A 13,305-nucleotide genomic window follows, 5' to 3' on the forward strand; every position below is an offset into this window, starting at 1 on the left:
TTCCGGCACATTGCCGCCCCCGCCCTTGGGTGCTTTGCTGCCCCCCGGTTTTCCGCCGTCGCCGCCCAGCCCCGGAAACTCGCTCAAAGTCCCTATGGTCTTCAGGATCGAAAGAGCAGTGCTCGCGCCTGAAAGAAGCATCAGCGCCCCCGCAAGCTTGCGAATCGTGCCGGCAAGCATCGCAATGCCCGAGGCATACAAAAAGAGCTGGAAGCCGTAGCCGGACATTTCCGCAAGGAACTTGGCAATCGGGTTATCCTTGATCGCGTCGTTCAGCTCACGGATCGATGCGCCCCATTCCTTGGCCCTCATGAAAATGCTGCCGATGCGGTCGGCCGCATTTGGATCGACAGGGCCGATCAGCAGATCACCAAGATCGTTGACAAGTTCACGCACCCCGCCGTCATAGCCGAGGCCTTGAGCAAAGCCCCGTATCGATGCTTTTACCGTGTCCAGAATTGTCACACGGTTACCAAGCGTATCGATGATTTCGCCGATAGCGAGCGCACCTTCACGTATCGACGGCAACATGCCGTCGCCCATTTCCGAGAACACGTTCGAAATCTTGTTGCCCAAGAGATCGAGAACATTGCGCGTCGTGTTGGCGCGCTGGACATATTCGGCAAAGGCCGAACCGGAATATTTCGTCCGGTCGGCCACGGATGCGAGCGCCTGGTCGAGCAGCTTGATATTGCCGACCAGCGGCATGAAGGCGCTGGCTTCATCGCCGAAGAATTCAGACAGAAGCGCCGTCTGTTGGTGCTTCGGAGCCTTGGCAATGGCTGTGAGAACCTTGCGCAAGGTGCCCTTTGCGTCCTTCTGCATGTCCTTTGCGATGGACGGCAGATGCAGGCCGAGGGCTTTTGCCGCGTCCTTCTGTGACCTCTTGGCAAAGTCGCCTCTTGCCATAGCGCGGATAACGTTCTTCATTGCCGTGCCGGCCGTGCTGGCATCCGAGCCGGCCGCGATCATGGCGCTACCCATGGCCGCAACGTCTTCTTTCACAAAGCCGCTCATCTCACCGATGGCGCCAACGCGCAGCATGAATTCGGTAACATCCTTGGCCTTGGAGGCCATGTTGTTCGACAGGTGGTTGATGGCGTCGGCCATCTCACCAGTTTCGGCGACATTCAAGCCGAGCTGGGTTTTCAGCTTGGCGAGGCTTTCGCCGGCGTCGGCCGCCGTCATATCGAAGGCAACGCCAACACGGGCGGCCATCTCGGCGAAACTTTGTAGATCCTCAGTCGCCACGCCGGACTCGCCGGCCGCCGCAAACAGCGCTGCAATGTCGGTTGCGGCCAGAGGGATTTCGCCAGACATGCGCCGGATGCTGCGGCGCATGTTTTCAAACTGTTCGTCGCTCGCCTCGACAACCTTCTTCACATCAGCGAAAGCGCTTTCGAACTCGATGGCAGCGCCGGCCGTCGCCGAAATACCTTCGGTCGCTCCGAGGTAGCCGGCACCCAGCGCGACGGCCTGCCCGATCAGCCCGCGCATCGGCGCGAACGCCTTCATCTGCTGGCCTTGCAGCCGGTCGAGTGTGCGGAAGATTGGCGCGGATTTTGCGACCACATCTTCCAGAAGGGAGATGCGTAGGGTGCTTTGCACGACAGACATTTACTGCCTCATGATCTGGTTCAGCTCGCCGACCTTCGCGTAGTAGGCCAGCAACTTTTTCGGTGACCATCGCTCGATGGCGTCGAGCGATGTATGGGCGAAGCGCGCGACAAAAACGGCGATTAGCCGCCAGTCGTGTCCTTCTTCTTCTCGTTTCCCAAGAGGCCGCTCGTTGCGGTGACGATCTTGGAAAAGTCCTTTGCGCCGATCTTCTTGAACGCCGGCAGAGGCGTGTCAGAGATAGAGGCAAGAATGGCGGTCATCTTGGCAAGCTGGCCGGGGAACTGGTCGCCGACGATCAGATCGCCCACGGTAGGCTCGCGGAATGTCAGAACCGGATAACGGTCTTCACCGTGAGTGATAGGCTTGGAGAGAGTGACGACAACAGTTTCGTTATCGGCGGCGGTATTGGTATCGGTCATGGTGAAACCTCAAAGAAATGGCCCGCACGAAGCGGGCCTGCTGAAGAGAGAAATTTGGGGGAGGGGAGTGACGCGCCCTAGAGCAAGAGCGCGTTACGAATGTCGCCGTTCTGCGAGACGCCACCGACCTTGAATTCGAAATCATCAATCTCGTAGATTTCTTCGCCGTCGATTTCGAGCTTGTAGTAATTAACGTCCACGCCGATATCGTTTTCAGCGAGATCGCCGGGCTTCCAAGAGCCATGGTCCACTTTGTAAAGTTTGGCGCGAATAGAGATGACCGCGCTGTGTGTGGTGCCATCTTCATCAACCAGCGCACCGGTGATGAGAAACGGATTTTCCACGCCGATCTTGATGCCGTGAAGCTTCAGGATTTGCGGGTCGAGGCCAGGCATTTTGAAATTGAGTTCCTGAGCGTTGTACCCAAGATGGATTTGACGCTCTTTGATCATGCCGGCATTGCGCATGCCTTCACGCTTGGCCTCGATGACGGGTATCGTCATGTCGCCAATCTGGCCGAGCTTGCTTTCGCGATCTGCCCACAGCATGCAGTCCCGCAAAATGCCGCGAGGTAATATCTTTTCTGCCATGTCTGATTACTCCTTATGCGGCAACCGCGAGCGGGCCGGTTTCGATAAGCCCATTCACTTCATCCAGCAGAAGCCGGTAGTAGAGAATGTTGCGATGAGTGGTGATGTGGATTTGCTCCATAATGCCAACCGGCTCGAACTCGACATCGAGGAAGAGCTTGCCGTTTGCCATCAGGGTCGGATCATTCAGGACAGGGAACCAGCAGCGGCCACCAAGAATGTCCTCGTTGTTTTTGAAGACGCGAAGCGCGGCGTTACCGTCCTCAATCATCATCTTCATATTGGCCTTCGTGAATTTGCGATCCACGTAGAGGAAGTAGATATCTTCCAGCGCCTCGTTGATCATGTCGGCCGTGGCGCGGACGCTATCGAACTGCCAAAGCGGATCGTCCGTCGCCAGACGGCTACCCCAGGTGCGGAAGCCGCCACGTTCGTTGATGATGGTCGCCACCTGATTCTCGTTCAGGTAATTGGCGTCATCCGGATACGTGATCGTGCGGGCAACGCCGTCGATAGTGTTGATGATCTTGTTCGAAACCGAACCCGACACACCCTCATCACCTGCGACCACGCGCGACCGCACGCCGGCGAAAACCGGCGCGACCGGCTTTGTCACCGGAACGCCGTTCACGTTCCTGATGACCTTCGGATCAATCGGCAGGATGCGTCCATTCAGCGTGCGCCGGAAGCGCAGGGCTTCGGCATTGGTCGTGTTCGGACCATTGATATAGGCGCGGGCGCGAATTTTCGGGGTGATGACCTTCAGCGCAGAAACGAACGGATTTGCAACGTCGCCGACATTCGCAGTCGCCTGCGGCAGCACCTTTGCCGCGTCCGCACCGCCACCTTCAAAGGTGATGACAGGCGGTTCCGAAAGCTTCTTGCCGGGCAGAACAACACGGACGGCCACAACCTTATCCGCATTCACGCCCTCACCCATGACAGCTTCCAGCGTCGGCAGCTCCTTGCCCTGATCGTTACCGCCGCCCGTAGCTTTCACGATTGGCGGCTCGGTCAATTTGGAGCCTTCAGCGACAACCGAAACCGAAACGACGCCGGCTTCGACCCATGCGCCGGTATTGCCGGCCGTGATGATGACGCGCGGCTGATAGCCGGTCAGACCCTTGGCGCGAAGTGCCGAGTAAATGCCAGTTCGCGCGACCAGATCGCCGATCAGGTTCGCCTGCAGTACTGCCGGATCGGCGCTGTGCTCGACGCGGTTGAGGATGCACCACGATCCGCCTTCGCCAAAAACCGTTTTCACGTCTTCGAGCAACGTACCATCAGCGCCAAGCGCAGAAGATGCATTCAATGAGGTGACGAGCGTCGGATAATTCAACGGAAACGCAGCCGGATCTGCATCAGGTGCAGTACCGTTGATGAAGGTAATGCCTTGGCGCTGAACACGAAGAAGCGAGGGCGTTACCGCGCTTTCAACCAAGGTCACGCCATGCGCATAGGCCAAGTCAGCCATTTATAGACTCCTTTGAAAGTTTCAGATTGTGAGGAAAGGTTCCGGCTCATTCCCGGAAAAGAGGAAGCGCCCCGCCAGTGATGGCGAGACGGATTGTCAAAATGCGCGAGGTGTTACGGCCAGTAGGCTGGATTGGTCGCAAAATCCGCTGGGATCGGGACCATGTTTTTCAGCGCACTTGCCGCGAGGATATGGGCCTGCTTGTGGTTCAAGGCCGCGTAACCAAAACGCATCGCGGTTTGCGCATCCATCGCATGCGTCGAGTTGTCCGCAGCGATCCATCGAAACTCCGGCGGCGCGTTCGGATCAAGAAGGCGTTGCCAAGCAAGGTTGCCCGGCTGCGCGCCATAGATCGTGATTGCGTCGGTCGCCGCCGCTTTCGCGCCAGCAATGTTCTCGCGGTCTTCGGGGCGGGACTGATAATGCACGCCGTCGAAGATGAAGCCTGCATCGACACGGCGGTGGCGCTCGACATCGACCGCGTAAGGACTTGGCTGGCGGAACGTTGCTAGCGCGTCTGCATATACGGTCTCATAGGTGTCGATATCTTCGGGCGTCGGTTGAGCGGCGTCCAAGTTCCATTCCGCTATGAAAGCCTGTCCGGTTTGCTGGCCGCTGGATGCATCAACGGGCATGGCGACAAAGAAATCCACCATGTGTTTCGCGTTTGGATGCTGCTGCTTGATGCAGAGCGTCAGTTCATCGTGAGAAAGCATGTTTCACCTGTTTCGAAGGGCGACGCAGCGGAGATAGGAGGCATTGCCTTGCCCGACGTTTCCACGCCTGAGACCAATCACAACGTAGGGGTTTGACGCCTGTCCGATGCTGTCCGTGATGCCAGTATCGAAACCACTGAATTCAACGACGCCAGAATTGTGCTGGCACTCCGCACCCGCTTGAGCAAATCTGTCGTGAAGCCAGCCGTAGCCGAACGTCCATACAGCGCCGCCCTCAGAGAGATACATCCCCCAGCTGTTGTCCGGCTTCAGGAACCCGATATTCCCTGCGTTGTGGTGCAGTGCCCGCGTAATGTTTCCGTCCGTATCGATGAGGTTCAGTGTTGGTGCACCGCTTCGAATTGAGAGCGTCCCATCGATGATGCCGCCGATAAACTTCAGATACCGATTATCGAACAGAGCAGTGAGCGCGGACTTGATGTTGCCCCATGTCGTTCGAAACATGGTTGACGTGCCGGACCTTACACCCGCAAAGGTGTCGCCATCATCGGGTGTTGCGAGGCCATTGGCCCCAGCGACAGCCGCGCCAACCGTGGTGGTTGTCGTCATCGTCGGCAGGTTTTCAAGCGGCACCTTGCTATCCAGCCCAAGCGGCGCAACGCCTTCCGGCGCGTTTCGCTGGTCTTTGAGAAGATAGTTCCCAAGGCTGGTCTGGATATTTTGCAAGCCCTCCGCCGTCGCATAATAGGCTGGCAATTGCCCGCCGAATTTAAGCGTATCGGGTGCTTTGCCGCCGATGATGATCTGGTCAATCTGTTCCTGCGCCAGCGTAATCGATTGCTGCAGGGTTGCCAGTTTAGGGGCCACGTTGACCTGAATGTAATCGAGCGAAGCCTGAATGCCCTGCGCCATCAAGGTTTCGAACGAGGCTTCAAGTCCTTCGCGTGCAAGTAACCGCGAGTGAAGATCGGCCATCGTGCTATTCCACAATGGCCGATCAATCAGCGTTTTGGGGTACGATGGAAGCTGATAGCCGTCAGACCTCTCTGGCATAGTCCAGCACCTCGTCACCTTCCTGTTCAATGATATCGACAACGACCTTGCCGACCATTTCGATTTCATTGAGCGGCTTGTATGTGAACGCCCCGAGCTTGACGGGGCGAGCGAGCTTCACCTGATAGGATTTTTCAGCATTGATCTGGAAAGCCATGAGAACCCCTTAGAGTGCGGCAATGAAGGCGTCCTGCACGAACGGCACGGAGGCGACATTGTTTGTGGTGGCGGCTGGGCGCATGCGAGCGGCGTTTGCCGCCGCGCCGAGCGTGTAGGTGGAAAGATAGGTCCGACGCGAAGGCCGCTGCGGATCGACCGTGATTTCAGTCGTGTTCGGATTGACCACCGTATTTCCGACCATAATGGCGGGGGTGAATGTGTGGCGGTCAGGATCGAAGCTATCCAGCGTGTATTGCGTCTGGATGCTTGTCGTCGCGAAGCCAAAAGGAAAGCTCTTCGTGACGCCCCGCATGGTGTTGCGGTTGCGGGCAACGCGGGAGATCGCCTTTTGGTCAAGCTGGATCATCGGCTGCAAATCAGCCGTGCCCATCATGACCATGCGCAATTCCACCGAGGCAGGCAAGCCCACAAGCGGGTTTGTCGCCGGGTCGCCGTCATCCAGTTCGGTCCAGACATTCGAGCCGGAAGGCCGGATTTCCCAACCGAGTGTACAACCGCCCGGCACCCACCCCGCAAACAGCATATCGATCTGTGTCATGCCGTCCGCAAGGTTCAGAGCCTGCATCGGAATGACCGTACGGGGGCTTCGATAGCGGGCGGCATTGAGGCGGAAGCAGATATCCGTTTCCGTTGATCCTTGCGCAAATGCGCCGTCTGTCGTCAGGAACTGCGTTCCGCCCGTATACTTGTTCGAGCCTGAGATATGCAGCGCGTGCGCGCCGGTCGTCACCGTGACGAAGGCGTAACGCTTTCCACTTTCCAGCAGCGTGATAGGAAGCACGGCCTTGTTCCAGCCGACAACAAGATCGGCGTGGTTCAACTTGCCCTGCGCCAGCACCGCATCGAAACGGGGCATCCCGCCAGTCGTGGTTTCCACGATGAAGATATGCACATCGCCGTCAGCGCCGACACGGGCAAACGACAGGTCAAGACTTGTCACCTGCATGGGCTGAGCCACAAGGAAGGACTGGCCGTAGATGGAACCGTTAAGCCCCACCTGTTCGGTTACGTACTCCCAATAGGGTTCGCTGTAGGCTTCATTTCGAACCTGCCGAACGCCGTAAGTCTGGTGGCCGGGACCGTTGTTCACGCCGACATAGACGACTTCGAAAAGCTCGCCGTTGACGCTTAACATCTGCCCCACCCTGGCATCGCCGCCAAGGCCGGACCAACCAGCCGCATTCTCGCATGCGCCCATGGTCGGACCGTAGGTAACGCGAACCCGCGAAGCCTCTTTGCGGGTCGCCGTCACCTCGGTATGCACCAACTGCGAAATATTGAGGGTGCTATCGAGAGACGTGTTTGCAATGCGCGTCACCTCATCAAAGGCTGGCACCATGCGGCGACCGCGAAAAGCAATCTTCGGATCATCTTCCGCCTGCACTTCAAGGCGGGCCTGCGCTTCGGCAGCAAAGCCGAACCTGACGCCCTCTTCAATGCGGGCCAGCCAATCAACATGCGTCATGTCCCAACGATCAGGGATAAGACCGTCATCGAAGACATAGGCGCGCGCCTCGTCTGGAAGATCGACCTTCAGCCGGGCAGCGCCAATATCACGTTGCATCTGTCGGATGACTTCACGCCGTGGAATTTCGGTAAGCTTGCCCTGAATGTTGACGATCTGCGTTTCAATCGTCTCGGTCCGCATGAACAGGCCATCCAGATCGACCTCCAGCGCCGTGACGCGGCCCTCGACTTCAAAGAGGGTTTTCACGCGGTCACTGTTGCCCGGCTCGATGGCGTCGATGCCGGAAGAGGTCAACAGCACGAAGGCTATGCAAGCATCCGTGGAATCCACCACAGGCTTGACCGGAACGGGGTTTGCTTCGCCCGGCTGCACAATCAGGTCAACGACGCGGCGGATGGTCTTCGGCGTCGTGCGATTGACGATGACGCTGGTTTCCGGATCGTCGGATGTTTCGAACGGCCGGTTTGCCGTTTCGGTCACTTCCCTGCCGCGAAGCAGAATGGCAACCCAGCGCTGGTCAGAGGCAGCGACCGGAATGTGAAGCTGCAAGTTCATATTGGCCGGCGCTTCGTGCGCATAAACGATCTTGCCGGCAACATAGCGGCCGGCTGAGACCGTGATTTCCTGCGCCGATTTCCGGGCAACTGTGAATGCCGCCCAATGGGCTGGATAACCAATGGCATCAAGCCAAAGGCCATCCGTTGCGTCCTGTCCCTGCAAACCGATGGCTTCGAAATCCGAGTGATCGGCGATTTCGGCTTCAGAAAAAGCGGTTCTCTGCATTTTTGTTTCCCTCAATCCAGCCGCTTGCGATCCATGTAACCGCCGATGGCATGGCTTCCGTCGATGAAAATGTTGTCGTTAAAGGTGATGCCGCGCCGCCATGCGAAGGAAACCGAATAAAGCGTTTCCGGCGTCTTGGCGGTCGTCATGGCGAGCTTTGCGCGGCGGATCGGTTCAAGGTTGACCGAAGTCATTGCGGCCCGCCCGAAGGCGCTACGGCCGATCTGGAAACGGTTCTTCGGGGCGGTCAGCGTGACGCGCACCAGGTAGTGCGCAACGAATGGCTTATGCGCTACCGGCGTGCGCCCAATCACCGCCCGCCCGAATGTGAAGCGGTTCGGATGTGCGATGCGATCCACAATGACCGCATCGACAAAAGCAAGATAGCGCTTCAGTCCGGCAAGGGTGCCTTTCAGCGCCGCCAAAGGTGACGCCGGGTAGAGAGTGGACACGCCGGCGCATTGCGCGATCATTTCCCGCTTTCGCTCTTCGGTCCAATCGTCAAACCAGAGATCGACCGAATGATGCACTGCAAGCCAAGGCAGGAACCGCGCCGGCGTCCGGTACGGGTCCATCAGCACCGCGTAAGGGATCGGCAAGTCATCCGACATTGCGGCGGCAAGCGCCTTTTCGAATTCCTCTGACGATGTCGGAAGCAAAACGCCTACATCACTCATGCGCGCACCTCGACTTGAATATCAAGGCTGGTCATGACGGGCACCTTGTACGGGTCCGGCTCGATGATAACAGGGGCGAGATCGCGCACCCGGATCACACCATCGCCGAAGGCAGCGCCGGAAAGCAGGGCTTCCGGTATTTCACCGCCAATCAGGATGCGGGAGGTTGCCGCCGCGATGATGCGCTTTTCCGCTTCCGCCTTGATGATGCCAGCGCTGGCGCGTGCGGCCACAATTTCCAGCGAGAGCGAAACCGCATATTCGGTGCGGCCGGCCGCCATGACCGAAATAGCCACGGCTTCAGGCGCGCGGTCCGGATGCGTGACAGCAGCCCGGATAGTGGCCAGCTCGGCATCTGTCGGAAGCCTGCCCATCGGACCGGCTATGACAACATCCGTATCACCGCGCCGGCCGTGGACCGCTCGGCCATTCACCCGCGCACCCCAAAGCCCAAGCGACTTATCCGCAGATTGCGGCCACGCCGTCCAGGCATCGAAGAGATAGCGGCCGGCCGAACCAGCAGCCGGCAGATCGAAAGACAGGAGGTAGCGGCGAAGCAAAGCGTCGTCGCCTTCCATGATGGCGGCCGAGCTGGGCGTGGCAGGGGCGACAACCAAACGCACGATGTTGCGGCCGGCCGCGATGGCCTCAAGATTGCTGCCCTTGGCATAGGCCGCCAGCAGCGACCGGAAGGCATCATTGACACGCTGGCGATCCATAAGCCGCAGATAAGACCACGCTTCGCCGACAATGCCGGCAGGATCGGTTTCAAGGCTTTGCACGTCATAGACCGGCAGGGCCGGATTGATGGCGCGCATCTGGTTCCAGAATTCCAGAAACCGGACCTTGAACGCCGAATAGAGGGTTTCGAAATCCAGCGCCTCGATGGCGTCAGGAGCCGGCAGGCGCGAAACGTCGATGGCGGCCGGCGCGTAAACAGCAAGTGTCATGATGATCTGCCCGCTATGACGACCCGCACGCTTTCATCTTCCGCAATGGAATAATCGCCGCGATGGCCGAGAGGATAATAAACGCCGAAGATTTCCAGCGAGATCGCGCCGCCGGCGTCGGCACGGCTGACTTTTCCGAACCGCATCCGGAAACGCGGTTCCCATTTCTGGATGGCGGTTGCGGCCGAGGAATAGAGCGCCAGCACGTTGCGGCGCGTCATCTTGGCATCGACCAGGTCCGGCAGGTCCGAACCGAAATCGCGCCGCATGACGCGTGCGCCAATTGGCGTGTTGAGGATTTTGGAAATTGACTGCCGGGTATGATCCCAATCAGTCAGGGGCGCGCCGGTTACGGCGTTGACGCCGGTTGAGCTTGGCATCTTCTTTCCCCTTTTCATCGATTAGCGAGACGACATCGCCGAAGGGCGGCGCAAGCTCGCGGGCCTGATCGGCAGACAGTTGGATGGGTTCGCCGGCATCACGCCAGCGCCCGGCAATCTCGCAGCCGGTGCGAACCGTGTAGTTTTTCATGGGGGTTCCTCAGTCTATCGCGAAGACTTTTTCCGAGCCTTCGACAATCGGCCAAAAGCCGGCCGACGATCCGGTCGCGACGTGCACCTTGTCGCCGATCCGCGCGACCTGCTTACCGCCGTCGCCGCCGAGCTGCACGTTGTCGGATTGAATGACGACCTTGGCGGCGGTCACTTTCACAAGCCCGCCCGTCGCCTCGATGACGGTATCGCCGATCTTGATGTGAAACGGCGTGTCGCTGTTTTCGCGGGCGTTCTCGTCGCTATAGGTCGAGAAGTCGATCTGCGCGTCTGCGAGATCGCCGCTTTCAGAAACCACGTCCACTTGCTCGCCGACGCTGTAAAGCACATCAACCTTGACGCCACCGGCCGAAAGCGTGCGCGCCTTGATCCATGGCGTCACGTAGGGTTCCTCACCCTGCCGAGACAGCTCAACGCGGTACTTGCTCTTGTCGTCGCTGATTTCGGCAATCTTGCCCTTGCGGCGACGGTTGCGCTCGCGCCGCTCTATCTCGCCGATCCGATGACCCAACTCCTCAAGATGGTTGGCTAGCCAGTCAGCACCGTTCATGGCGCATCCCCATTCGGAAGCGTCAACAGCATGGCGTCGGCTTCACTGTAGGTCATGCCGTAACGCCGCATTGCCGCCGCCAGCTCATCATCATTGCCGGCGATCTGCGCCTTCATAAGCGCGATCTTTTTCGCCATGTCCGGCTCACGCTGCACCAGGTCGCTTTCGCATTTGGCAAAGAATTCGGCCATTGGCGAATCCGACTTGAGCGGGCGGCCGGCAACCGGCTCGGCGATGGCGGCGACCGTGATTTTCATCTGATGCGCCGCCAACCGAACGCCGTTCGTGTCGCCGCTGATGCGCGCGCGCTGGCATTTCTCAATCCGCAGGATCAGGCGACCGAAGATCGCGGCCCACTCATTATCGGGATCGACAAGGGCGTCGGCAATCTGTCGAAGCGTCATGTCGAGGTAGAATTCGAAGTTGGCATCCGCAGCCGGCAGACCAGCCATGATAACCTTTTCATCCGTCTCCGGATCGGAAATCACATGCGGCGTTGCCACGCCCGCCTCAAAGACAAGATCGATTTCGCCGCTTGCGGTCAGAGAGCGCACTTCGAGGCCGCTCACTTGTTTGCTGTCGTCGGTATAAACCGAAACGAATTGTTTTTCCTGCGGGGTTTTAAGCTCGCCGGCCGTGCTGGTTTCCAGTGCGCCAATCTCGCTATCGAGAACGTTGTCACCAACCAGCGTGCGCCCCTTCACAGCTTGAAGAGCGCAGATGCGAAGGGCAATACGGACAAGGGACATGGCACCTACCAGCGTCAGGCTTGGTTAAGCCCAACGATCAGCCGGGCGTGATTTCGGTCATCGACCGTCGAAACTTCAAAGAGAGGCGCGCCGGGGCGATCCAAGGCGCGCACATTGTCCTGTTTGCGAAGGACGATATCGGGGTGTTCGGTCCGGTCGATGTAGAGAAACGCTTTCCCGGCCGCGATCCGCGAATGCAGGGAGCGACCGGCATTGACATCGAGTGGGCCGGCCGTTTCGTCGCCGGTCCGCAAAACTGCCATGATGACGATTTGCGGCCGCTCCGGATCGGTTTTCGTGTTCTTCATGGGAGACAGCCGAATGCGCTCTGCAAACCTTTGATCCACGCCGGACACGACCGCGTCACGCGCGGCCCGAAAAGAAGAAGCAATCGGCATGACAATCCCCATGGAGAGCGCCCGGCCGCCGCGATGGCGACCGGGTTATCGTTGATGATCAGTTGGTCTTAAGCTGCACCAGGCAGTTGGGCTGCTTGCAGATGGCCAGCATGTTGGACTGCGACTTCATTTCGAGGCCGGCACCATGTTTCAGCGTCTCCGTAGAGATGAAGATCGAGCCGTCTTCTTCCTCGGAGGGCGCCTGGTTGACGGTATCGATATGGTACGCCGGCGCATCATAGGTGCGGAACATGGACTGCGTTCCGGAGGGATAGGCGGTACCGCTGTTGTCATCGACGTTCTTGACCGATGCCATCGAACCGTCGTTGGCCTTGACCGGCAGACTACCCTTGTACTCGCGGAAGAGAATGTCGCCGAATTCGAAGACGCGGCCCCAGTTGCCGCCGAGGCGCTGGCGTTCAAGCTGGGTGTGAAGGCCTGAATTCTGCGCCTGCACCCAAAACTTTTCGACCTTCGAGTGCGAAATCAATTTCGTGAAGAACTTCGTATCGACCACGGCTTCCACCGCACCGACCGTCTCACCCTTCGCATTCTCGATGATGTGGTCGCTGGCCTCTTCGCACTTGGCACGAACATCCGTCCCGGCCGTGCCGAGGGCAAAATCGATTTCCTTCTTTTCGACATCGAACGTGTCGTAAAGATTGTAGAGCGTGCGAAGCTTGCCGTCCTTGATTTCGCCGCGGAGCATGCCGAGCCGCAGAAATTCGCGGGTGATGGCGTGGTTCTTACGGATGATGACAAGCTTGCGCTCAAGTTCGGCATCGAGCGATCGCTCGGTAATCTCGCCGTTGACGACTTCGAGCATGCCGTCGATATCGCCGACAAGGATGTTCTCCAGGTGGACGAAATGGGGGATTGCGATGATGATGCCGCGTTGGTCTTCATCGCTTGAAACCTCACCAGGTGCACCGGGTTCCTGATGTGCAAGAACCACGATCTGACCTTCGCGGAAGTCGATGCGGACCATGCGCGAGCGCTTCGGTTCGCTCGGCGCGATGTCGAGCGCATTGAGCAAGCCGAAGGTATTCGGCAGTTTGTTGACCTCTTCGGAGAGTTCAACGTTTGTGTAAGGCAGCAAGATTTCAGGCATTGCCGATTGTTCCTTGTGAAGAAAAAAGCGCAGGACATCGCGTCCCGCGCGCGCA

Annotated in this window: 16 protein-coding genes; all 16 read right to left on the minus strand. The window is 58.7% G+C overall.

Translation table 11 applies throughout. From position 1 onward, the window contains the following. Positions 1 to 1,617, minus strand: a 1,617-nt coding sequence (locus DA915_RS28200) for a phage tail tape measure protein (protein WP_107678041.1), incomplete at its 3' end; no start/stop codon positions are given. 122 nt (positions 1,618 to 1,739) lie between these two features. Continuing rightward, a complete protein-coding gene (locus DA915_RS28205; protein WP_107678042.1) occupies positions 1,740 to 2,039 on the minus strand; it encodes a phage tail assembly protein in 300 nt (99 codons plus the stop codon). Positions 2,040 to 2,116: 77 nt separating this feature from the next. Then, positions 2,117 to 2,629 (minus strand): phage major tail tube protein, encoded by a 513-nt coding sequence (locus DA915_RS28210; RefSeq protein ID WP_107678043.1) that lies wholly within the window; start codon positions 2,627 to 2,629, stop codon positions 2,117 to 2,119. A gap of 13 nt (positions 2,630 to 2,642) precedes the next feature. After that, positions 2,643 to 4,103: a phage tail sheath C-terminal domain-containing protein gene (locus DA915_RS28215; protein ID WP_107678044.1), complete on the minus strand. Its 1,461-nt coding sequence runs from the start codon at positions 4,101 to 4,103 to the stop codon at positions 2,643 to 2,645. Between the two features lie 113 nt (positions 4,104 to 4,216). Then, positions 4,217 to 4,759, minus strand: a complete 543-nt coding sequence (locus DA915_RS28220; RefSeq protein WP_192886694.1) for a DUF4376 domain-containing protein — start codon at positions 4,757 to 4,759, stop codon at positions 4,217 to 4,219. Between the two features lie 63 nt (positions 4,760 to 4,822). Beyond that, positions 4,823 to 5,755: a hypothetical protein gene (locus DA915_RS28225; RefSeq protein ID WP_107678046.1), complete on the minus strand. Its 933-nt coding sequence runs from the start codon at positions 5,753 to 5,755 to the stop codon at positions 4,823 to 4,825. Positions 5,756 to 5,816: 61 nt separating this feature from the next. Beyond that, a complete protein-coding gene (locus tag DA915_RS29105) occupies positions 5,817 to 5,990 on the minus strand; it encodes a hypothetical protein (RefSeq protein ID WP_192886695.1) in 174 nt (57 codons plus the stop codon). Between the two features lie 9 nt (positions 5,991 to 5,999). After that, entirely contained in the window at positions 6,000 to 8,264 is a 2,265-nt protein-coding gene (locus DA915_RS28230; RefSeq protein ID WP_107678047.1) for a hypothetical protein, read from the minus strand. Positions 8,265 to 8,275: 11 nt separating this feature from the next. Beyond that, positions 8,276 to 8,941: a phage tail protein I gene (locus DA915_RS28235; protein ID WP_107678048.1), complete on the minus strand. Its 666-nt coding sequence runs from the start codon at positions 8,939 to 8,941 to the stop codon at positions 8,276 to 8,278. Then, positions 8,938 to 9,891 carry a baseplate J/gp47 family protein gene (locus tag DA915_RS28240; RefSeq protein ID WP_107678049.1) on the minus strand — a complete coding sequence of 318 codons (954 nt, stop codon included), beginning with the start codon at positions 9,889 to 9,891 and terminating at the stop codon, positions 8,938 to 8,940. The genes DA915_RS28235 and DA915_RS28240 overlap by 4 nt, the downstream gene beginning before the upstream one ends. After that, entirely contained in the window at positions 9,888 to 10,271 is a 384-nt protein-coding gene (locus DA915_RS28245; protein WP_107678050.1) for a GPW/gp25 family protein, read from the minus strand. The genes DA915_RS28240 and DA915_RS28245 overlap by 4 nt, the downstream gene beginning before the upstream one ends. Continuing rightward, on the minus strand, positions 10,222 to 10,422 hold the full coding sequence (locus tag DA915_RS28250) for a hypothetical protein (RefSeq protein WP_107678051.1): 201 nt from the start codon (positions 10,420 to 10,422) through the stop codon (positions 10,222 to 10,224). Before DA915_RS28250 ends, DA915_RS28245 begins: the two co-directional genes overlap by 50 nt. A gap of 9 nt (positions 10,423 to 10,431) precedes the next feature. After that, positions 10,432 to 10,992, minus strand: a complete 561-nt coding sequence (locus DA915_RS28255) for a phage baseplate assembly protein V (RefSeq protein ID WP_107678052.1) — start codon at positions 10,990 to 10,992, stop codon at positions 10,432 to 10,434. Continuing rightward, entirely contained in the window at positions 10,989 to 11,741 is a 753-nt protein-coding gene (locus DA915_RS28260) for a hypothetical protein (RefSeq protein WP_107678053.1), read from the minus strand. Before DA915_RS28260 ends, DA915_RS28255 begins: the two co-directional genes overlap by 4 nt. 14 nt (positions 11,742 to 11,755) lie before the next feature. After that, a complete protein-coding gene (locus DA915_RS28265) occupies positions 11,756 to 12,151 on the minus strand; it encodes a hypothetical protein (RefSeq protein ID WP_107678054.1) in 396 nt (131 codons plus the stop codon). A 46-nt stretch (positions 12,152 to 12,197) separates the two neighbouring features. Next, positions 12,198 to 13,250, minus strand: a complete 1,053-nt coding sequence (locus tag DA915_RS28270) for a major capsid protein (RefSeq protein ID WP_107678055.1) — start codon at positions 13,248 to 13,250, stop codon at positions 12,198 to 12,200. Positions 13,251 to 13,305: the final 55 nt, after the last annotated feature.

Origin of the sequence: Agrobacterium sp. LAD9 (assembly GCF_003031125.1) — a bacterium.
Taxonomy (GTDB): Bacteria; Pseudomonadota; Alphaproteobacteria; order Rhizobiales; family Rhizobiaceae; genus Agrobacterium; species Agrobacterium radiobacter.